Source organism: Azospirillum halopraeferens DSM 3675 (assembly GCF_000429625.1).
GTDB lineage: Bacteria > Pseudomonadota > Alphaproteobacteria > Azospirillales > Azospirillaceae > Azospirillum > Azospirillum halopraeferens.
The window spans coordinates 122,434-143,277 of record NZ_AUCF01000001.1 but is presented as its reverse complement, the minus strand read 5'-3'; the positions used below and the strand labels follow the sequence as shown (position 1 = coordinate 143,277).

The window sequence follows — 20,844 nt, the reverse complement described above, 5'->3', positions numbered from 1 at the left end:
CCGTCACTTCACCGCATCGAACAGACGGCTGAACCGCAGATCGAACGGCCAGCGCCACACCTCGAAGAACCGCGTCCCCTCGGCCAGCGAGAAGAACAGGAACTCCGCCCGCCCCACCATGTTCTCCAGCGGCACATAGCCCACCATCGAAGGAACACGGCTGTCCAGCGAGTTGTCGCGGTTGTCGCCCATCATGAAGAAATGATTCTCGGGCACCCGGTAAACCGGGGTGTCGTCGAGGGGGCCGTGGTCGGTTTCCTCGATGATGCGGTGGCTGCGACCCCCGGGAAGGGTCTCGACGTACTGGGCAAGGCGCGTCTCACGCCCGACGCCGTCGGTGCTGACGTAATCCTCGATCCGCTCCCGCTTCACCGGCTGGCCGTTGATGTGCAGCACCCCGCCGACCACCTGGACGGTGTCGCCCGGCAGGCCGACGATCCGCTTGATGTAGTCGGTCTTGTTGTCGCGCGGCAGCTTGAAGACGGCGACGTCGCCCCGCTCGGGCATGGAACCAAGGACGCGCCCCTCGAACAGCGGAAAGCCGAACGTCACGGTGTGCTTGCTGTAGCCATACGAGAACTTGGACACGAAGAGATAGTCGCCGATCAGCAGCGACGGAATCATCGAGCCGGACGGGATGTTGAACGGCTCGTAAGCGAAGGTGCGGACGCCGAACGCGATCAGCACGGCGTAGAACACGGTCTTCAGCGTCTCGCCGAAGCCGCCCGCCTCCTTCTTCTTCTGGGTGGGGTCCATCGGTTTCCGGTTCTGGGCGTCGGACCCGGCGCGCGGCGGCGCCGACGGGGAATTCATGGTCATGCGGGGGATGCTGCGGAGCTGAGGACGGGGGAGTCGCCGGGTTCGGCGCTGATGATGACCACGGCCTCCGCCAAAGGGTACTCGTCGGTCAGCGTCAGATGGATGCGGGCGTTCATGCCCGGCGGAGTGATGCTCTTCAGGCGGTCCAGGGCGCCGCCGGACAGCACCAGCGTCGGCTGGCCGGACGGCAGGTTCACCACCCCCATGTCGCGCCAGAATACGCCGTTGCGGAAGCCGGTGCCCAGCGCCTTGGCGCACGCCTCCTTGGCGGCGAAGCGCTTGGCGTAGGTGGCGATGCGGGCATCGTGACGGCCGCCCTTGCCGACCCGCCGCTCCGCCTTGGCCCGTTCGGCCGGCGTGAAGACGCGGTCGAGGAAGCGGTCGCCGAAGCGCTCCACCGTCTTCTCGATGCGGGAGATGTCGGTCAGGTCGTTGCCGATGCCGAGGATCATGGGCGCTCCACCCCCGGGCGCGCCGCATCCATCAACTCGCGCATGTGGCGCAACGCCTCGTGCCAACCCACGAACACCGCCTCGCCCACCAGGAAATGGCCGATGTTCAGCTCCGCGATGGTCTTGATGGCGGCGATCGGCCCCACCGTGTCGTAGGCGATGCCGTGCCCGGCGTGGCATTCGATCCCGATGGCCGCGGCGTGGGCCGCCGCCTGGCTGAGGCGCGTCAGCTCCGATCCGCGGCCGGCGCCGGGTGCCGCATCGCAATAGGCGCCGGTGTGGAGTTCCACCACCGGGGCGCCGATGTCGCGCGCCGCTTCGATGTGCCGGACCTCGGGGTCGATGAACAGCGACACGCGCACGCCCGCCCCGCCCAGCTCCTGGACGAAGCGGTGCAGGTGCTCGCGCCCGCCGTCCACGTCCAGCCCGCCCTCGGTCGTCACCTCCGTGCGCTTCTCGGGCACCAGGCAGACGGCGTGCGGGCGGTGGCGCAGGGCGATGGCCAGCATCTCCTCCGTCGCCGCCATTTCCAGGTTCAGCGGCAGGGCGCTCTCGGCCATCAGCCGGTCGATGTCCTCGTCACGGATGTGACGGCGGTCCTCGCGCAGATGCGCGGTGATGCCGTCCGCCCCGGCCTCGGCCGCCATACGGGCGGCGCGCAGAGGGTCGGGGTGCCGCCCGCCGCGCGCGTTGCGCAGCGTCGCCACGTGGTCGATGTTCACGCCCAGGCGCAGGTATCGGGTCATCGCAGGCTCCGGAATCCGCCGATGGCCGACCGCACCCGGCAACCGGCACACTGCCCTATATAGCGACGCAAACCCGCCCCGTCACGCCTTGCCGGCCACGCCGACGCCGGACGGGTCAGAAAAAGCGCAAGGCCCGTGGATCCCGTCCGGCCAGCGCCTCCGCCGCCTCGATGGCGAGGAACAGCCCGCCGGCCACCAGCACCAGCATGCCGCCGGCACGCGCCCGGTCCACGGCGCGGGCCATGGCCTCCTCGATGGTCTCCGCCACCTCGACCGACAGATCGGGGCGCGCCCGCCCGGCCACCGTGCGGATGCGCTCCACGTCGGAGCCGCGATGCCACGCCCGCGTGCACAGGATCGCATCGGCCGCCCCGGCGAGCGCGCCGACGATGCCGTCGGCATCCTTGTTAGCCGACACCCCGGTGACCAGCAGGACCGGCCGGCCCGCCGCCAGAGCCGGCAGGGCCTGCAATGTGGTGGATATCGCGTCGGGGGTATGGCCGACGTCGATGACGACGGGCGGGTCGTCGTGCACCCGCTCCAGCCGCCCCGGCCAGCGCACCGCCGCCACGGCATCGCGGAAGGCGGCGGCGAACACCGCCGGTTCCGGCAGCGCGCCGCGCGCCGCCAGCCACGCCCGCACCATCCCCGCGGCCACCAGCGCGTTCACCGTCTGGTGCCGGCCCGGCAGCGCGAAAGCCACCCCGTCGAGCCGCACCCCGCCCAGGGTCAGGTCGGCCTCCATGCCGCCGGCGGCGATGCGGACCGCGTGCACGCAACCCACGTCGCGCCAGGACACCAGGGTGATCCGCCGCAGGGCGGCGTAGGCGGCAAGGCGCCGGAACAGCTCCGCGTCGATGTCCCCCACCACCAGCGTGCCGCCGTCAGGGCAGAGGTCGGCTTTGTCGTAGGCGATCAGCTCCAGCGTCGGCCCGAGGATGTCGGTGTGCTCGAAGTCCAGGGACGTCAGCGCGGCGATGCGGCCGGGGATGGCGCGCACCGAGTCATAGCGCCCGCCGATGCCCGCCTCCGCCACCAGCGCCGCCGGGCGCCGCCCGGCGAAATGATGCATGGCCATGGCGGTGAACGCCTCGAACGCGCCGAAGCCGTCGCCGGGATGCGCCGCCCCGTACGCCGCCCGGCGCTCCTCGAACCAGCCGGCGGCGGCCACCAGGTCCGCGTCGGAGATCGACGCACCGTCGACGACGATGCGTTCATTGAAGCGGCGCAAGTGGGGCGAGGTGTAGAGACCCGCCGACAGGCCCAGCCGTTGCAGCATCTCCGCGGCCATGCGGGCGACGCTGCCCTTGCCGTTGGAGCCGGTGACCTTCAGCGCATCGACCTTCCACCCCCCCGGGGCGGCCAGCAGCGGCTCCAGCAGCCACGCCATGCGATGCAGCCCGATGCCGCTCCCGGCCTTGGGCAGGCGCATCAGGCGGCCGATGATGTCGCCGGGATCCGCGGCGCCGGTCATGGCCGGGCTCCGGCGAACCAGGTGTCGGCGATGCGTTCCCACAGGTCCAGCACCGCCGCCCGGTGTCCGGCCCGCGCGACGCCGCCCAGGCCCGGGTTGGCGTTGATCTCCAGCAGCGTGAAACCGTCGGGGTCGAGCCCGTTGGCGGCGATCACGTCGATGCCGCACAGCCGCAACCCCACCGCCGCGGCGGCGCGGCGGGCGTAGTCGGTCACGGCCGGCGGCACCGCGTCGCGGAACTCCCCGACCCCGCCGCCGCCGCTGACGTTGCGCCGCGCCGCGTACTCCACCGTCCGCCCGGTCTCCGGCACGCCGTCGGCGGCCAGCCCGGCAGTGGCCAGGGCGCGCGTCAGGAACGGCCCGTCGAGGGCGATCGGCGGCAGCCCGTCCTCCTCCAGCCGGCGGTTCACGGCGGCCAGAAGCTGCGCCACCGTGGACCGGCCGTCGCCGGTGAGCACGCTGCCGGTGCGGCGGTAGAGGAACGGCACATCGCCGTCCAGCACGAGGATGCGGTATTCGGGCCCCGCCACCACCTCCTGCACCAGCGCGACTGGGTGCTGCGCCGCCATGGCGGCGCATTGGTGGATCAGATCGTTCGCGTCATAGGCCACGTCGGCGAAGGCGCCGCGCGACCCGGCGTTGGGCTTCACGAACACGGGAAAGCCGAGGTCGGCGGCGTAGCGCACCGCGTCGTGGATCTCCCGCCCCGGGCCGCGCACCCCGCGGTAGCGGGGCGTGACGAAGAAGTGCTCGCCGCGCGGCACCCGCAGGCCGGCGCGGCGGGCCAGCAGCGCGGTGTGCGCCTTGTCGTTGGCAATGGTCGCGGCGGTGGCCCCGTTCAGCGGATAGGCGCACACGGCCCCGGCGCCGGTCAGGAACTCCGCCCGTCCGTCCGATACGGCGGCGAGGTAGCCGGAATGCTCGTCCAACACGCTCAGCCGCCAGCCGCGCCGCGCGCACACCTCCGTCAGGAACGACAGGGTGTCGGGGACAGGGGCCGGCACCTCACCCACTCCCCGGCCGCACGGTGGCCAGCACGGCCCCGGCCTGGTACAGGGAGCCGCAGATCAGCACCCGGCAGGGCCGTCCCAGCCGCGCCCCCAGCTCCGCCACCGCGCTGTGCACGCCGGCCGCCACCGCCGCGTCAGCGATGCCCGCAGCGCGCGCCGCCCCGGCCAGCCGTTCCGGCGCCATGCCGCGGGCACCACCGGGCAGCGCCCCCAGCAGCGGCACCGCCCGCAGCGCCGTGACCCGGGAGGCCAGCGGCGCCAGGAAGGCGTCGGCGTCCTTGACGGCGAGCATGGCGACGACCAGCCCCAGCGGCAGCCCGTCGGCGGCCCAGGCCGCGGCCTGGACACCCAGCGCCTCGCCCGCCGAATCGTTGTGGCCGCCGTCCAGCCAGAGGTCGGACCCCGGCGGCAGCGCATCGGCCAGGGATGAGCCGGTGAGCCGCTGGAGCCGCGCCGGCCAGCGGGCCGTGCGCACGCCCTCGCGCACGGCGGCGTCGGGAATCCGCGGCCCCTCCCCCGACAGCGCGTCGAGGGCGGCCACCGCGGTGGCGGCGTTGACCATCTGGTGCGCCCCGGTGAGCGATGGCGGCGGCAGATCCAGGACGCCGCGGGCCCCGCGGTAGCGGAACCCGCCGGGGATCGTCTCCACCGACCAGTCCGCGCCGGCGGCGTGCAGCGGGGCGCCCAGGCGGGCGGCGGTTCCGGCCACCACGGCCGCCGCGGCCGGATCCGCCTGCGGCGCCAGGATGATCGGGCGGCCGGCCTTGACGATGCCCGCCTTGGCCCGCGCGATGACCTCCACCGTGTCCCCCAGGTACTCGGCATGGTCACGGGAGATGCGGGTGATGACCGATACGGCGGGCGCGTCGAAGACGTTGGTGGCGTCTTCGGTGCCTCCCATGCCGACCTCCACCAGCACCACGTCGGCCGGCGTTTCGGCAAACAGCAGGAAGGCGGCGCAGGTCAGCGCCTCGAACACCGTCACCGGGTCGTCGGCCGAGGCGCGGTCGCAGCGCTCCAGCGCGTCGGCCAGCACCGCATCCTCCACCAGCCGCCCGCCGCCGGGGGCGGCAAGGCGGACACACTCGTGGATGGTGACCAGGTGCGGCGAGGTGAAGGCATGGACGCGCAGACCCGCCGCCTCCAGCATCGCGCGCAGGAAGGCGACGGTAGAGCCCTTGCCGTTGGTGCCCGCCACATGGATCACCGGCGCCAGGCGCCGGTGCGGATCGCCGAGCCGGCCCAGCAGGCGGTGCACCCGGCCCAGCGTCAGGTCGATGGCCCGGGGCAGCCGCCCGCGGAACCGGTCGAGCGCCGCGGCGGCCAGGCCGCCGGCCGGATCGGGCGCCCTCATGGCCGGCGCCGCCCTCAGCGGCGGTCCGCCGGACCGCCCTCGGCGTCCCGCGGGTCCTCGGCGAACTCGGCGTCCACCACGTCGGGGCGCGACCGGCCGTCCGCCATCTCGGGCGGCGGCAGGGCGGGGATCTCCAGATCCGGCTCGGCCCCCGGCTCGCGCATGCGGCGGGTCAGGAGGTCGAGCACCCGGGCCAGGGTCGGCCGCAGGTCCTTGCGATGCACGACCATGTCGACCATGCCGTGCTCCAGCAGGTACTCGGCGCGCTGGAACCCCTCGGGCAGGGTCTCGCGGATGGTGCTCTCGATGACGCGGGCGCCGGCAAAACCGATCTGCGCGCCGCGCTCGGCGATGTGGATGTCGCCCAGCATGGCGAACGAGGCAGTGACGCCGCCCGTGGTCGGGTCGGTCAGCACCACCACGTAGGGCAACCCGGCCTCCTTGACCATCTCCACCGCGATGGTGGTGCGCGGCATCTGCATCAGGGACAGGATGCCCTCCTGCATGCGCGCGCCGCCGGACGCGGGCACGACCACCAGGGGCGCCCCCAGTTCCACCGCCTTGCGGGCCGCGGCCACCAGCCCCTCACCCACTGCGATGCCCATGGAACCGCCCATGAACCCGAAATCGAAGGCAGCGACCACCGCGGTCAGTCCGTTGATGGTGCCGTGCCCCACCACGATGGCGTCGTTGCGCCCGGTCTTGCCCTGCGCCTCCTTGAGGCGGTCGGTGTAGCGCTTCTGGTCGCGGAACTTCAGCGGGTCGACGACCGATTTGGACAGCTCCACCGTCTCGCAGACGCCGCCGTCGAACAGCATGGCCATGCGCTTGACCGGGTCGAGGCGCATGTGGAAGCCGCAGTGCTGGCACACCGACAGGTTCTCTTCCAGATCGCGGTGGAAGAGCATCGCCTCGCAATTCGGGCACTTGTGCCAGAGGTTGTCGGGAACGTCCTTGCGGGCGTACAGCGCGCGGATCTTCGGGCGGACGTAGTTGGTGAGCCAGTTCATCGCGGTGCTCGATCCTGAAGGTGGTGTTGCGCTCAGCCGCGCGCGCCGCGCACGCCGGCGGACAGCTCGCGCACGAAGCCCAGTACGTCGTCGACGAGGCCGGGCCGGGCGGTGCCGTCCGCGTCGAGGTTGGCGGCGATGCGGGACACGATGGCCGACCCCACCACCGCGGCGTCGGCGACCCGGGCGATGCCGGCCGCCTGGTCCGGCGTCTTGATGCCGAAGCCGACGGCGACCGGCAGGTCGGTGTGGCGCTTCAGCCGCTCCACCGCGCCGGCCACCGCCACGGCGTCGGCCGAGGCGGTGCCGGTGATGCCGGCGATCGCCACGTAGTAGACGAAGCCGGATGTGTTCCGCAGCACCGCCGGCAGGCGGGCGTCGTCGGTGGTGGGGGTGGCCAGCCGCACGAAGCTGATGCCCGCCTTCAGCGCCGGCAGGCACAGCTCGGCGTCCTCCTCCGGCGGGAGGTCGACGACGATCAGGCCGTCGACGCCGGCCGCGCCGGCATCGGCCAGGAAACGCTCGACCCCGTAGGCGTAGATGGGGTTGTAGTAGCCCATCAGGATCACCGGCGTGTCCGCCTCGGCCGCGCGGAAGGCCCGCACCAGCTCCAGCGTGCGGGAGACCCGCGCCCCCGCCTTCAGCGCGCGCAGGTCGGACGCCTGGATCGCCGGCCCGTCGGCCATGGGATCGCTGAAGGGCATGCCCAGCTCGATCAGGTCGGCGCCGGCTGCCGGCAGTCCCTTCAGCAGGGCGGCACAGGTGTCGTGGTCGGGATCGCCGGCGGTGATGAAGGTGACCAGGCCGGCGCGGCCCTCGGCGCGCAGGGCGGCGAAACGCCGCGCGATGCGGCCTTGCTCGACGGTGCTCACAGCGTGACCCCCAGGTGCCCGGCGACGGTGAAGATGTCCTTGTCGCCGCGTCCGGACAGGCACAGCACCATCAGGTGATCCTGCGGCAGCGACGGCGCCCGCTTGACGATCTCGGCCAGCGCGTGGGCCGATTCCAGGGCCGGGATGATCCCCTCCAGCCGGGCGCAGAGCTGGAACGCCGCCAGCGCCTCGTCGTCGGTGACCGCCGCGTATTCGACACGGCCCATGTCGTGCAGCCAGGAATGCTCCGGCCCGACACCGGGATAGTCGAGGCCGGCGGAGATGGAGTGGCCCTCCAGGATCTGCCCGTCCTCGTCCTGCAACAGGTAGGTGCGGTTGCCGTGCAGCACGCCCGGCCGGCCGCCGGTGATGGAGGCGGCGTGAGCGTCCGGCCCCTTGTCGACGCCATGCCCGGCCGCCTCGACGCCGATCATGGCGACCGCGGGATCGTCCAGGAAGGGATGGAACAGCCCCATGGCGTTCGACCCGCCGCCGACGCAGGCGACCAGCGAGTCGGGCAGGCGGCCCTCCATCTCCTGCATCTGCCGGCGCACCTCGTCGCCGATGACGGACTGGAAGTCGCGGACCATCGCCGGATAGGGGTGCGGGCCGGCCACGGTGCCGATCAGGTAATAGGTGTCCTCGACGTTGGTGACCCAGTCGCGCAGCGCCTCGTTCATGGAGTCCTTCAGCGTGCGCGCGCCGGAGGTGACGGAGCGCACCTCGGCGCCCAGCAGCTTCATGCGGAACACGTTGGGCTGCTGGCGGGCGATGTCGACCTCGCCCATGTAGATGGTGCAGGGCATGTCGAACAGAGCGCACACCGTGGCGGTCGCCACGCCGTGCTGGCCGGCGCCCGTCTCGGCGATGATCCGCTTCTTGCCCATGCGCCGGGCCAGCAGGATCTGGCCGATGCAGTTGTTGATCTTGTGGGCGCCGGTGTGGTTCAGCTCCTCGCGCTTGAAATACACCTTGGCGCCGCCGAGGTGGGCGGTCAGCCGCTCGGCGAAATAGAGCGGGTTGGGCCGGCCCACGTACTGGGCGAGGCGGGCCTTCATCTCCCCCTGGAAGTCGGGGTCGGCGCGCGCCTCGTCATAGGCCTTCTCGACCTCGAGGATCAGCGGCATCAGCGTCTCGGCGACGAAGCGTCCGCCGTAGATGCCGAAGTGACCGTGCTCGTCGGGGCCGGCGCGGAACGTGTTCGGTCTGGACATCGCGGGATGGAACCTGGGGCTGAACGCGGGCTCGGCGCCCGGGAAGGCGCCACCATAGCGGCGCGGTGACGGGATTTGAAGCGGCTCTTGGACGTTTTGCGCCCGGTGCCGACGGGTTACGCGCGCACCGCCCCGGCGGATCACCGGCGCTGCGGTCGCCGGCGCCCCTCAGCCTCCGAGCGGCGGGGCGTAGAGCAGGCCGCCGCGGCTCCACAGGTCGTTGAGCCCACGGTCGATGCGCAGCGCCGACCCCTCACCCAGATTGCGGTTGAAGATCTCGCCGTAGTTGCCGACCTCGCCGATGATCCGTGCCGCCCAGCGATCATCCAGGCCCAGCGCCGCCCCGGTGCCGGGCGTGACGCCGAGCAGGGCGCGCACCTCCGGGTCGGGGCTTTCCCGGTGCGACGCCAGGGTACCCGCGGTGATGTCCGCCTCCTCCGCCAGGACGGTGGCCAGGAACACCCAGCGCAGCACCCGTTCCCACTCCGCGTCGCCGGGCGCGATCATCGGCCCCAGCGGCTCCTTGGAGATCACGTCGGGAAGGATGACGTAATCGGCCGGATTGGGTGCCCCCAGCGCCCGGTGCGCGTGCAGGCCGATGCGGTCGTTGGTCAGCAGGTCGCAGTGGTGGTTGAAGAACTCGTTGCGCGCCACGTCGGAGGTGCTGGCGCGCCGGACCGTCAAGCGCGCGCCGGTGCGGGCGATCCACTGCTCCAGATTGCGCACGGTCGTCGTGCGGTCGGTCACGCAGACGGTGGCCGCGCCGACGTCGGCGAGTCGGCGCGCCGGCAGCGAGGTGTGGGCCATGAAGCCCTGACCGTCGTAGAGATAAATGAAGGGGAACACCATGCCGAGCCCGGCGTCGCGGTGCAACGTCCAGGTGTTCGCCGACATCAGCACGTCCACCGCGCCGGAACGCACCACGTCGAAGCGGTTCAGCGAACTGACCTCGATGAAGTCGACGTGACTCGCCCCGCCGGCCACCGCGGCCGCGACGGCACGGCAGTAATCGGGGAAGAAGCCGGTCCACGTCCCATCGACCTCCAGCACCGACAGGCCGATGCCGCCCGGCGTGACGCCGCAGCGCAACAGGCCACCGTCACGCACCCGGTCCAGCACCGGGCCGGCGCCCGCACCCGGCACTCCGCCCAACGGGACGAGGAGCAGGACGACGGCAAGCAGGAAACGGCGCCACATCATGGTCACCCCCCGAGCGGCGGGGGATAGAACAGCCCGCCCCTGTGCCACAGGTCGTTGAGGCCGCGGTCGATGCGCAGGCGCGAACCTTCGCCGAGAGTGCGGTCGTAGATCTCCCCGAAGCTTCCGACCTCGCCGATCACCCGGAGCGCCCATCCGTCGTCGAGCCCCAGCCCCGCCCCGATGCCCGGCGACAGGCCCAGCAGCTTGCGCACCTCGGGATCCGTGCTGTCCCCGAAGGTCGGGTGGTTCTCCGAGGTGATGCCCTTCTCGTCGGCGATCAGGGTAACGAAGAACACCCAGCGCACCAGTTCGAACCAGCGCGGGTCGCCGTCGCGCACCATCGGGCCGACCGGCTCCTTGGAGATGACGTCCGGGAAGACGACGTAGTCGGACACCCGCGGCGCGTTGAGCAGGCGCTGGGCGAACAGGCCGATGCGGTCGTTGGTCAGCAGGTCGCAGTGGTGGTTGAAGAAGGCGCTGAGCGCCCCCTCGGTGGAACGCAGCCGCTTGACGGTCATGCGCGCACCGGTGCGGTCGATCCACTTCTCCAGATTGTGCACGGTGGTGGTGCCCTCGATCACGCAGACCGATGCTTCGTCCACCTCCGACAGACGCGACGCCCCCAGCGAGCGGTGCGCCATGAACCCCTGGCCGTCGTACAGATAGACCATCGGGAAGTCGACGCCGAAGGTGGCGTCGCGCTGCAGGGTCCAGGTGGTGCCGTCCATGGTCACGTCGACGGCACCGCTGCGAACGGCATCGAAACGGTTCTGCGCCGACACCTCCAGGATCTCGATGTTGTCGGCGCCGCCCGCGGTGGCGGCGGCAACGGCCCGGCACATGTCGACAAAATACCCCTGCCACCGCCCGTCGGCGGTCACGCTGGCCAGTCCCACGCCGCTGGTCGAGATGCCGCAACGCAGCACCCCGCGGTCCCGCACCTGCTCCAGCGTGTCCCGGGCAGCGGCCGTGAAGGCCGGGCCGATGGCCAGCGCAAGCGCCAGCAATCCCCGCAAAGCAAACACGCGCATCCGTCCCGTCCCCCGCCCGGCGTCGCGCCGCCTGCCGAACACGGTGCCCGGCGTTGTTTTTTTGGTCAAGTCCGACACACCGCCGCGCCGGGGGTGCGGCGAATTGCACGGTGCCCGCGGCGCATGGTATCTGGACGGCGATCTCTTCGGCAGCGGGACCGCCCGCCCGTCTTTATCTTTCGATGCGGCGGTGCGGTCACCGCCGGGAGGCGCGATAGCTCGTGCGGTTCCCTCGCCTGGGCGTGGCCTTTCGCATCCTTGCCGGCCTGACGGTGATCGGCGGCCTGACCGCGGCGACGGGGGTCGTCGCCGTCTCCCTGTTCGCGCGCTTCCATGACGGGTTCGAACAGATCGCCACCGCCAAGGTGCCGGGCCTGGTGAGCGCCTCGCAGCTTGCCCAGCAGACCGGCACCATCGCCGCCAACGCTCCGGCCCTGGTCGCGGTGCAGAGCCAGTCGGTGCGCGAAGCGGTGATGGCCCGCATCACCGACCAGATCGCGCTCCTCGAAGACCTGATGGAACGGCTGCGCATCCACGGCGGCGACGCGGCCGACCTGGCGGAGCTGGACCGCCGCAAAAACGAGCTGGTGGAGAACCTGCGGTCGCTCAACATACTGGTGGAGCGCCAGCTCACCATCGCCGCCCGGACGGCCGAGCTGTCGACCCGCATCCTCGACCTCGACCGCCGCCTGCGCGCGGCGACGGGGTCTCTGCTGGACGACGCGGCCGGTTCCGCCGACGCCCTGGCGACCGGCGAACGGGGTGTGCTGCGCTGGGCCGATCGGGCCTCCCGGGCGCTGACCGTCCTGCTGGCCGCCACCCGTGCCGAGCACGAGGCGCGGGTGGATCGCGCCCGGCGCGACTACCGCGAGGCGCTGGAGAGCGCGGCGGGGGAGCTGACCGCCCTGCCCGCACCGGTGGCCCGCCGGCTGGAGCCGCTGCACCGGGAACTCAGCGCCCTCGGCCTGGGCGAGACCAACGTGTTCGCCAGCCGCAGCGGCGAGATCGTTCTGCACCGCGCCATCAAGGGCGCCGTCACGCGGAACCAGAACGTGTCGGACCGGCTGGTGGCGGCGGTGTCCGACTACTTCCTGGCCGTCGAACAGGACATCGCCCGCCGCTCCGACGAGTTCGAGAAGGTCATCCGCGACGGCGAGCGGGCGATCGTCGCCATGGCCGCCTTCTCGATCCTGGGGGCGGCCGGCATCTTCTTCTACATCCACCGCAACGTGGTGCGCCGGCTGCGCATCCTGCAATCCACCATGGTGGCCCACGAGTCCGGCCGAACCGTCTCCATCCCCACCCGCGGGCGCGACGAGATCGGCGACATGGCGCGCGCCCTGCAGTTCTTCGTCAGCACCATCAAGGCGCGCGAACGCGACCTGCTGGAAAGCGAACGGCGCCTGAGGGCGATCCTGGAGCAGAGCCCGGTGGGCGTCTCCATCGGACGCGCCGACGGTACGATGCTGTTCGCCAACGCGCGCGCCGCCGAGATGGCCGGCATGCCCACCGACGCCTTCGTCGGCCGCCGCCACGCCCTGGCGGCGGCCGGTGCCGCGCTGCCCGGTGCGGTGCGGGCCGACACCGGGGCGGGCGAGACCGGAGTCATCGCCCGCGACGTGGAGGTGGCGGTGGACCGCCCCGACGGCAGCCGGGTGTGGGCCCTGCAAACCGTCCAGCGCACCGAGTTCGAGGGCCAGCCGGCGATCCTCGCCTGGAGCTACGACATCACCGAGCGCAAGCAGGCCGAGGAGGTGCTGTTCGCCGCCAAGGAGCAGGCGGAGGTGGCCGCACGCTCGAAGTCGGAGTTCCTGGCGACCATGAGCCACGAGATCCGCACCCCGATGAACGGGGTGATGGGCATGCTGGAACTGATCGCGCTGACGCCGCTGAACGCCGAGCAGCGGGCCCTGGTGACCACGGTGCGGGACAGCGCCACGGCGCTGCTGCGCATCATCGACGACATCCTCGACCTGTCGAAGATCGAGGCCGGCAAGCTCGACCTGGAGGAACTGGACCTGTCGCCGGTCGACCTGGTCGAGGGCGTGGCCGACCTGCTGGCGCCGCAGGCCCAGCGCAAGGCGCTGGCCCTGGTCTGCCACGTGGACGCCGCGGTGCCCGCCCTGGTGCGCGGCGACCCCGGACGCCTGCGCCAGATCCTGTTCAACCTCACGGGAAACGCCATCAAGTTCACCGACTCCGGTCGCGTGGTGCTGCGCGCCATGGCCTGCGGCCGCGCCCCTGCCGGCGCCGTCGCCCTGCGGTTCGAGGTGGAGGACACCGGCATCGGCATCAGCCCGGAAGGGCAGGCGCGGCTGTTCCAGCCCTTCAGCCAGGCCGACAGCTCCACCACCCGCCGGTTCGGCGGCACCGGTCTGGGGCTGGCCATCTGCAGCCGGCTGGTGGAGATGATGGGGGGCCGCATCGGCGTCGTGTCGGCCCCCGGGCGCGGGTCCATCTTCTGGTTCACGGTGGAACTGACGGCCGGCCCGGGCGCCCCGGCCGCAGCGGAGCCCGACCTGTCCGGCCTGTCCGTTCTGGTGGCGGAGGGGGAGCCGGCGCAGCGGTCGGCGCTGCTGCACTACCTGGAAGCCCGGCGGGCAGCGGTCGCCGACGCGACAACCGCCGAGGAGGTGGTGGAACTGATGGAACTGGCGACTCCGGACGTGCTGGTGCTGGCCGCCCGGCTTCCCGACGCCGACGCCGGGACCGTCCTGTCGCGCCTCGGCGCGGCGGGACTACAGGTGCCGCCGATTCTGCTGCTGGCCGACACCCGCGACACCGTTCCCGACCTGCGGGGGGCAGCCGGCGAGGCGATGGTCCGGCCGGTCCGCCGGGCCGCCCTGTTCGCCACGGTCGCACGCCTGGCCGGGCGCCCCGCGGCAACGGCGGCAACCGACGGCGGGCCGGCGACGGTTCCCGTGGCGGTGCCCGCGCCGGGGGAAAGCCTCATCCTGGTGGCGGAGGACCATCCGACCAACCAGGAGGTCATCCTGCGCCAGCTCCGCCGGCTCGGCTACGAGGCGGAACTGGCAGGCGACGGCATCGGGGCCCTTGCGGCCTGGCGCGACCGCCCGTTCCGCCTGCTGATCACCGACTGCCACATGCCTCACATGGACGGCTACGAGCTGGCCCGCCAGATCCGGGCGGCGGAACGCGCCGCCGGCGACGGCCGGCGGGTGCCCATCGTCGCCATGACGGCCAACGCCCTGGCCGGAGAGATGGAGCGCTGCACCGCCGCCGGCATGGACGACTACATCGCCAAGCCGGTGACGCTGGGCCAGCTTGCCGCCGCGCTCAACCGGTGGCTCGGCGAAGGGACGGCGGCGGTCGCGCCGCAGGCGGCACCGGACGACCGCCGGCCGGTTCTCGACCTCGACCATGTGCGAAGCGTCTTCGGCGCCCTCGACGGAGCCGCGGTGGGCCTGCTGCGCTATTTCATCGAAACGACCGGCCCGCTGATCGCCGAGGCGGAGGACGCCATCGCCCGCGGCGCGCCGGCGGATGCCCGGTCGCCCGTCCACGCCGCCGCGGGTGCCGCCCGCACCGCCGGGGCGGCGGCGCTGGCCGGCGCGTGCTCGGACCTGGAACTCGCCCTGCACGCGGGTGATGCGGCGGCGGTGCGGACCGCCATCGCGGCCGTGCGGCGGGAGTTCCCCGCCGTTGCCGAAGCCATCGCCCACCTGCAACCGGACGCGGAGACTGTGGACTGATCGCACCAGCGTCCGAATGTCCGAAATCCGAATGATCACCCGTGCTTGTCCGGCCGGTGCGGGTGGACTAGTCTCTGGCCCGTGACGCTCCGGACCAGGCCATACCTCCCGGCCCTCTCGGCACTCGGGATCATGATCGGTATCGGCCTGCCGGCCGTCGCCGGCGGCACCGTCGCGACCGTCGCCGCCATCGCCGCGGCCGCCTGCGGATGGGGAGCGCTCGTCTGGTCCGGCAACCGCGAGCGGCAGCGCGCCGACCGTGCCGACGCGGGGACCGCCCGGCTGGAAGCGGCGCTGGACGCCTGCCCGCTCCGCTACGTCGCGGTCGACGACGGACAGGATGGCCTCGATTCTCTCATCGTCCGCCTGACGCCGCCGGCGGCGGCGGCGGTGACCGGAGCGGTTCGAGCCTTGCGGGACACCGGTGCCGGCTTCCGTCTGGAGACGGTGGACACCGGCGGCCGGCGCCTGATTCTGTCAGGGATGCGCGGCGGCGCCGGGAACGCTGCGGTGCGGAATGTCGTGTGGATTCACGACGTCAGTGACGATCGTGCCGCCGTCGATGCGGCCGCTGCGGCACGCGACCGGGCGCTGGAGGAGGTGCGCGACCTGCGGGCCGCCCTCGACGCCCTGCCCGTTCCGGTATGGCTGCGCCACGGCGGTGACGGCTCCGGGCTTGCCATTGCCTGGTGCAACCGTGCCTTCGCCCGCGCCGTCGACGCCGACGCCGGGCAGGCGGTCGCCGAAGGGCGCGAGTTGCTGCCCGGCGGAACCGGCCGGGCGCTGGCGGAGCGGGCCCGCGCCAACGGGTTCGCCCAGTCGGAACGGGTGCCCGTGGTGATCGGCACCGAGCGGCGCCTGCTGGAGGTGACGGAAGCCCCCCTGCCCGTCGCCGATGGCGCCGGGGTCATGGTGGTGGGCCACGCCCTGGACCTGACCGCGCAGGAGGATCTGCGCACCGAACTGGAACGCCACATCACCGCCAACGCCGAGGTGCTGGAACGGCTGGGGGCCGCCATCAGCGTGTTCGGCGCCGACACCCGGCTGCGCTTCTACAACCAGGCCTACGTGCGCCTGTGGGACCTGGACGAGGGGTTCCTGCGCGGCGAGCCGACCCATTCCGAACTGCTGGAAGAGTTGCGCTCCCGCCGCAAGCTGCCGGAACACGCCGACTTCCGGGGCTTCAAGCGGGAGCGGCTGGCCCGCTACACGGGGCTGATCGACACGGCGGAAGAACTTCTGCACCTGCCCGACGGCACGGCCCTGCGCGAACTGGTGGCGCCGCACCCCTTGGGCGGGCTGATCGTGGTGACGGAGGATGTCACCAACACGCTGGCCCTGGAGTCGTCCTACAACACCCTGATCGCCGTCCAGCAGGAGACGCTGGACAACCTGGCCGAGGGGATCGCGGTGTTCGGCGGCGACGGCCGCCTGAAGCTGTGCAATCCCTCCTTCGCCCGGCTGTGGGATCTGCGCGACGCCGACCTGCGCGGCGAGCCGCACATCGGCGAGGTGTTCGACCGCATGCAGCCCTTCCTCGACAGCGGCGGCGACTGGGACGAACTGAAGGACGAGATGATCGGCGCGACCCTGGAACGGGTCGAGCGGTCGGGCCGGCTGGAGCGCACCGACGGGTCGGTCGTCGAGTTCTCCACCGTTCCCCTGCCCGACGGGGCCGTGCTCATCAGCTATCTCGACGTCACCGACAGCGCCCGGCTGGAGCAGGCCCTGCGCGCCGCCAACGCCTCGCTGGAGGCAGCGGACCAGTTGAAGTCGGAGTTCATCGCCAACGTCTCCCACCATCTGCGCACGCCGCTCAACAGCATCATCGGGTTTGCCGAGGTGCTGTCGAACGAGTATTTCGGCACCCTCAACGCCCGCCAGGCGGAGTATGTGAAGGCGGTGCTGGACGCCGGCGAGCGGCTGCTGACCCTGGTGGACGACGTGGTCGACCTCACCAGCATCGGCGCCGGCGTGACCACCCTGGACCACGGGCCGGTCGACCTCCCCGGCCTGCTGGAATCGGTGGCCGGCCTGACACGGGAATGGGCGCGGCGCGAGGGCATGCGCCTGGAGGTGGTCGCCGACGGCGACCTCGGCCACATCGACGGTGACGAGAAGCGGCTGAAGCAGGCCCTGTTCAACCTGGTCGTCTCGGCCATCCGGCACCCGCCGGGCGACGGCCGCATCGTGCTGTCCGCACGCCGCACGCCGGCGAACGTGGTGCTCAGCGTCGGCGACGGCGGCTGCGGCCCGGCCGCCGTCCCGGCGGCGGAGCACCACGCGGCGGACGGCGGCGCCAGCGGCCTCGGCCTGTCGCTGGTGCGCAACATCATCGAACTGCACGGCGGCCGCATGGACGTGGACGACGGCCCCGGCCATGGCCTGCGTGTCCACTGCACCCTGCCGGCCACCCCCCGCCGCGAGGCGGCGTAAGACGCTCCGGTTCGCCTCTGCACAAAGGCCGGGTTCCCGCGTCCCTATGGCACCTTGGTCGCAACCGCGAAAGCTGGCAGACTCCCGGCAACCGACAACCAAGCGGGGGAGGAACTCGTATGTCCGAGCATCTTGACGTGGAGCGCAAGGGGCGTGTCCTCGTCCTCACCATGACCGACCCGGCGAATCGCAACGCCCTCGGCCTCGACATGATGGGCCGCGCGCGCGAAACGGTGGTTGAGGCGGCGCACGACGACGGCATCGGCGCCCTGGTGCTGACCGGGGCCGGCGGTGTCTTCAGTTCGGGCGGGCACCTCACCCGCTTGTACGACCATGCCAACAAGTCGCGGTCCGAGAACCGTGATTCGATCGAACGCTTCCACTCCTGGGTGCGCGCCATGCGCGAATGCCCGAAGCCCATCATCGCCGCCGTCGAAGGGCCGGCCGCCGGGGCCGGATTCTCGCTGGCGCTGGCGTCCGACCTGATCGTCGCGGCGGAGGATGCAACCTTCCTGACCGCCTATGTCCGCGTCGGCCTGAACGCGGACGGCGGCGCCTCCGTGTCCCTGTCGCGCGCCCTGCCGCCCCAGCTCTACGCCGAGCTGATGTTCGACGGCGGACCGGTGGCGGCGTCCCGCCTGCACGCGCTGGGCGTGGTCAACCGCCTCACCCCGCCGGGCGGCGCGCTGGCGGAGGCGATGGCCTGGGCGGACCGGCTGGCGGCCGGCCCCACCGCCGCCATCGGCCGCGCCAAGAAGCTGCTGGAACTGGCCTACGGCAACTTCGCCACCCAGCTTGCCCGGGAAAGCGACCTGTTCGTCGAAGCTCTGCACCATCCGGAAGCCGGCGAAGGCATCTCCGCCTTCTTCGCCAAGCGGCCGCCGGAGTTCAACAAGGGGTGATCGCGACGGTCCGGTCCTCCTCCGCCGCCCGGCGGGGGAGGATCGGCCGCCGCCCGGTCCATGACGCCGCCCTCCCCGCTTCCCGCCAACGTCACGGCCTGGTTTCGCTCCCGCGGGTGGTCGCCCCATGACCACCAGATCGCCATGGTCGAGGCGGCCGCGCGCGGCGACTCGGCGCTGCTGATCGCCCCCACCGGCGGCGGCAAGACCCTGGCGGGGTTCCTGCCCAGCCTGATCGATCTGTGGGAACGCCCGCGCGAAGGGCTGCACACCCTCTACATCTCGCCGCTCAAGGCGCTGGCGGTGGATGTGCAGCGCAACCTGGAAACCCCGGTGGCGGAGATGCGGCTGCCCATCCGGGCCGAGACGCGCACCGGCGACACGCCCGAAGCGCGCCGGCGGCGCCAGCGCAGCCACCCGCCGCACATCCTGATGACGACTCCGGAAAGCCTGGCGCTGCTGCTGTCCTACGCCGACGCGCCGGCCCTCTTCCGGCACCTGCGCTGCGTCATCGTCGATGAACTGCACGCGCTGGCCGGGACCAAGCGGGGCGATCTGCTGGCTCTCGGCCTCGCCCGGCTGAGCATCCACGCCCCGGCGGCCCGGCGGGTCGGCCTGTCGGCGACCGTCGCCGAGGCGGCGCCGCTGCTGGCCTGGCTGTCGCGCGGCGGCCGCGCCGACCACGGTGACGTGCGACCGGTCCACGGCCGCGCCGGGGCGGAGGCGGCGGTGGAGATCCTGGCCACCCGCGAACGGCTGCCCTGGGCCGGCCACCTGGCCGTCCACGCCATGGGGGAGCTGTACGAGCGCATCCGCGCCCACCGCACCACGCTGCTGTTCGTCAACACCCGCGCCCAGGCGGAACTGGTTTTCCAGGAGCTGTGGCGGCGCAACGAGGACACCCTGCCCATCGCCCTGCACCACGGTTCCCTGGCGGTGGAGCAGCGGCGCAAGGTGGAGGCGGCGATGGCCCGTGGCGATCTGCGGGCGGTGGTCGCCACCTCGTCGCTGGATCTCGGCATCGACTGGGCCGCGGTGGACCTGGTGGTGCAGATCGGCGCGCCCAAGGGGGCGAGCCGGCTGGTGCAGCGCATCGGCCGCGCCAACCACCGGCTGGACGAGCCGAGCCGCGCCCTGCTGGTGCCCGCCAACCGGTTCGAGGTGCTGGAGTGCCGCGCCGCCTGCGACGCGGTTGCCGCCCGTGACCTGGACGGCGCGCCGGTGCGGCCGGGCGGGCTGGACGTGTTGGCGCAGCACATGCTGGGCATGGCCTGCGCCGGACCCGTCCATCCCGACGACCTCTACGCCGAGGTGACGCGCGCCGCACCCTACGCCGACCTGCCCCGCGACACCTTCGACGACGTGCTCGACTTCGTGGCCACCGGCGGATACGCGCTCGGCGCGTACGAGCGGTTCCGGCGCCTGAAGGTCCTGGACGACGGCCGCGTCGCGGTGGCGGACGCCCGGGTGGCGCGGCAGTACCGCCTGAACGTCGGCACCATCGTGCAGGAGGCGATGGTGCGGGTGCGCCTGAACCGCGGCCCCGTGCTGGGGGAGGTGGAGGAATATTTCATCCAGCAGCTCACCCCCGGCGACACCTTCGTCTTCGCCGGACAGCTCCTGAAGTTCCTGGGCGTGAAGGAGACCGAGGCGCGGGTCGCCCGGGGCGGCCAGGGCCTGCCCAAGGTGCCCGCCTATGCCGGCGGCCGGCTGCCCCTGACCACGCAGCTCGCCCGCCGCGTGCGCGCCCTGCTGGCCGATCCGGTGACGTGGCCCGGCCTGCCCGACGACGTGCGGGAATGGCTGAGGCTGCAACGCCGCCGCTCCGCCCTGCCCGACCGCGACGGGTTGCTGGTCGAGACCTTCCCGCGCAACGGCAAGCGCTTCCTGGTCGCCTATGCGTTCGAGGGGCGCAACGCCCACCAGACGCTGGGCATGCTGCTGACCCGGCGCATGGAGCGGTTCGGGCTGGGGCCGCTGGGCTTCGTGGCCACCGACTATGTGCTGGCGGTGTGGAGCCTGCGCTCCCCGCCCGACCTCGACGCGCTGTTCGACCGGGACATGCTGGGTGACGATCTGGAGGCGTGGATGGAGGAGTCCTCGATGCTGCGCCGCACCTTCCGCAACGTGGCGCTGATCGCCGGGGTCATCGACCGCCGCCATCCGGGGCAGGAGAAGACGGGGCGGCAGGTCACCTTTTCGTCCGACCTGATCTACGACGTGCTGCGCAAGCACGACCCCGGCCATGTGCTGCTGCGCGCCACCCGCGCCGATGCGGCCGCCGGGCTGACGGACGTGCGGCGCGTCTCCGATTTCCTGAACCGGGTGCGCGGCCGCATCATCCACAAGGACCTGGACCGCATCTCGCCGCTCGCCGTGCCGGTGATCCTGGAGATCGGGCGCGAACAGGTCCACGGCGCGGCCACCGACGAGTTGCTGGAACGGGCGGCGGCCGAGCTGGTGGCCGAGGCCATGATCGACCCCGGCGGGCCGCCGGACGGAGCGGACGGACAGGGCGTGTTGCCATTGTGACTCGATGGCACGAAAATCGCACGGTGCAACACTCGCCGCGCCGTAGACGTCCGCCGGGCTTTTCGCCAATATTCACCAT

15 protein-coding genes are annotated in these 20,844 nt (G+C 72.3%); 4 read left to right on the top strand and 11 right to left on the bottom strand.

Going from position 1 to position 20,844, the window contains the following annotated elements:
* Window positions 1–3: 3 nt before the first annotated feature.
* The 11 genes from lepB to G472_RS0100630 all read right to left on the bottom strand — a co-directional run bounded on the left by lepB (window position 4) and on the right by G472_RS0100630 (window position 11,182).
* The gene (gene lepB, locus G472_RS0100680) at window positions 4–756 is read right to left on the bottom strand and encodes a signal peptidase I (protein ID WP_029006812.1); all 753 of its coding nucleotides are present in this window, start codon (window positions 754–756) and stop codon (window positions 4–6) included.
* Window positions 757–815: 59 nt separating this feature from the next.
* Window positions 816–1,271, bottom strand: coding sequence for a holo-ACP synthase (gene acpS / locus G472_RS0100675; RefSeq protein WP_029006811.1), 456 nt, complete (start codon window positions 1,269–1,271; stop codon window positions 816–818).
* Window positions 1,268–2,017, bottom strand: coding sequence for a pyridoxine 5'-phosphate synthase (locus tag G472_RS0100670; RefSeq protein ID WP_029006810.1), 750 nt, complete (start codon window positions 2,015–2,017; stop codon window positions 1,268–1,270). Before G472_RS0100670 ends, acpS begins: the two co-directional genes overlap by 4 nt.
* A 115-nt stretch (window positions 2,018–2,132) precedes the next feature.
* On the bottom strand, window positions 2,133–3,491 hold the full coding sequence (locus tag G472_RS0100665; protein WP_051340096.1) for a bifunctional folylpolyglutamate synthase/dihydrofolate synthase: 1,359 nt from the start codon (window positions 3,489–3,491) through the stop codon (window positions 2,133–2,135).
* On the bottom strand, window positions 3,488–4,495 hold the full coding sequence (locus G472_RS0100660) for an ATP-binding protein (RefSeq protein WP_029006808.1): 1,008 nt from the start codon (window positions 4,493–4,495) through the stop codon (window positions 3,488–3,490). Before G472_RS0100660 ends, G472_RS0100665 begins: the two co-directional genes overlap by 4 nt.
* A gap of 1 nt (window position 4,496) precedes the next feature.
* On the bottom strand, window positions 4,497–5,855 hold the full coding sequence (locus G472_RS0100655; RefSeq protein WP_035690599.1) for a bifunctional folylpolyglutamate synthase/dihydrofolate synthase: 1,359 nt from the start codon (window positions 5,853–5,855) through the stop codon (window positions 4,497–4,499).
* Window positions 5,856–5,869: 14 nt separating this feature from the next.
* A complete protein-coding gene (accD, locus tag G472_RS30525; protein ID WP_084536352.1) occupies window positions 5,870–6,865 on the bottom strand; it encodes an acetyl-CoA carboxylase, carboxyltransferase subunit beta in 996 nt (331 codons plus the stop codon).
* 32 nt (window positions 6,866–6,897) lie between these two features.
* Window positions 6,898–7,737, bottom strand: a complete 840-nt coding sequence (gene trpA, locus G472_RS0100645; RefSeq protein WP_029006806.1) for a tryptophan synthase subunit alpha — start codon at window positions 7,735–7,737, stop codon at window positions 6,898–6,900.
* Window positions 7,734–8,951, bottom strand: a complete 1,218-nt coding sequence (gene trpB / locus G472_RS0100640) for a tryptophan synthase subunit beta (RefSeq protein WP_029006805.1) — start codon at window positions 8,949–8,951, stop codon at window positions 7,734–7,736. The genes trpA and trpB overlap by 4 nt, the downstream gene beginning before the upstream one ends.
* 168 nt (window positions 8,952–9,119) lie before the next feature.
* The gene (locus tag G472_RS0100635) at window positions 9,120–10,151 is read right to left on the bottom strand and encodes a transporter substrate-binding domain-containing protein (RefSeq protein WP_029006804.1); all 1,032 of its coding nucleotides are present in this window, start codon (window positions 10,149–10,151) and stop codon (window positions 9,120–9,122) included.
* A gap of 2 nt (window positions 10,152–10,153) precedes the next feature.
* A complete protein-coding gene (locus G472_RS0100630) occupies window positions 10,154–11,182 on the bottom strand; it encodes an amino acid ABC transporter substrate-binding protein (protein WP_029006803.1) in 1,029 nt (342 codons plus the stop codon).
* Window positions 11,183–11,403: 221 nt separating this feature from the next.
* On the opposite strand from G472_RS0100630, the gene G472_RS0100625 reads away from it, so the two are divergent.
* The 4 genes from G472_RS0100625 (at window position 11,404) to G472_RS30515 (ending at window position 20,765) form a co-directional block, all read left to right on the top strand.
* Window positions 11,404–14,895 (top strand): response regulator, encoded by a 3,492-nt coding sequence (locus tag G472_RS0100625; protein WP_029006802.1) that lies wholly within the window; start codon window positions 11,404–11,406, stop codon window positions 14,893–14,895.
* Window positions 14,896–15,027: 132 nt separating this feature from the next.
* On the top strand, window positions 15,028–17,331 hold the full coding sequence (locus G472_RS30520; protein WP_084536350.1) for a PAS-domain containing protein: 2,304 nt from the start codon (window positions 15,028–15,030) through the stop codon (window positions 17,329–17,331).
* Window positions 17,332–17,450: 119 nt separating this feature from the next.
* Window positions 17,451–18,233, top strand: a complete 783-nt coding sequence (locus G472_RS0100615) for an oxepin-CoA hydrolase, alternative type (protein ID WP_035690594.1) — start codon at window positions 17,451–17,453, stop codon at window positions 18,231–18,233.
* Between the two features lie 60 nt (window positions 18,234–18,293).
* Complete coding sequence (locus tag G472_RS30515) at window positions 18,294–20,765, top strand: ligase-associated DNA damage response DEXH box helicase (RefSeq protein WP_051340093.1); 2,472 nt, start codon at window positions 18,294–18,296, stop codon at window positions 20,763–20,765.
* The last annotated feature ends 79 nt before the right edge of the window (window positions 20,766–20,844 follow it).

What these genes read in the sequence shown, in the direction of transcription:
- G472_RS30515 (WP_051340093.1), top strand. Translation starts at nt 18,294, where the DNA reads ATGACGCCGCCCTCCCCGCTTCCCGCCAACGTCACGGCCTGGTTTCGC.
- G472_RS0100615 (WP_035690594.1), top strand. Translation starts at nt 17,451, where the DNA reads ATGTCCGAGCATCTTGACGTGGAGCGCAAGGGGCGTGTCCTCGTCCTC.
- accD (WP_084536352.1), bottom strand. Translation starts at nt 6,865, where the DNA reads ATGAACTGGCTCACCAACTACGTCCGCCCGAAGATCCGCGCGCTGTAC.
- G472_RS0100655 (WP_035690599.1), bottom strand. Translation starts at nt 5,855, where the DNA reads ATGAGGGCGCCCGATCCGGCCGGCGGCCTGGCCGCCGCGGCGCTCGAC.
- G472_RS0100635 (WP_029006804.1), bottom strand. Translation starts at nt 10,151, where the DNA reads ATGATGTGGCGCCGTTTCCTGCTTGCCGTCGTCCTGCTCCTCGTCCCG.
- G472_RS0100665 (WP_051340096.1), bottom strand. Translation starts at nt 3,491, where the DNA reads ATGACCGGCGCCGCGGATCCCGGCGACATCATCGGCCGCCTGATGCGC.
- trpB (WP_029006805.1), bottom strand. Translation starts at nt 8,951, where the DNA reads ATGTCCAGACCGAACACGTTCCGCGCCGGCCCCGACGAGCACGGTCAC.
- acpS (WP_029006811.1), bottom strand. Translation starts at nt 1,271, where the DNA reads ATGATCCTCGGCATCGGCAACGACCTGACCGACATCTCCCGCATCGAG.
- G472_RS0100630 (WP_029006803.1), bottom strand. Translation starts at nt 11,182, where the DNA reads ATGCGCGTGTTTGCTTTGCGGGGATTGCTGGCGCTTGCGCTGGCCATC.
- G472_RS0100670 (WP_029006810.1), bottom strand. Translation starts at nt 2,017, where the DNA reads ATGACCCGATACCTGCGCCTGGGCGTGAACATCGACCACGTGGCGACG.
- G472_RS30520 (WP_084536350.1), top strand. Translation starts at nt 15,028, where the DNA reads ATGATCGGTATCGGCCTGCCGGCCGTCGCCGGCGGCACCGTCGCGACC.
- lepB (WP_029006812.1), bottom strand. Translation starts at nt 756, where the DNA reads ATGGACCCCACCCAGAAGAAGAAGGAGGCGGGCGGCTTCGGCGAGACG.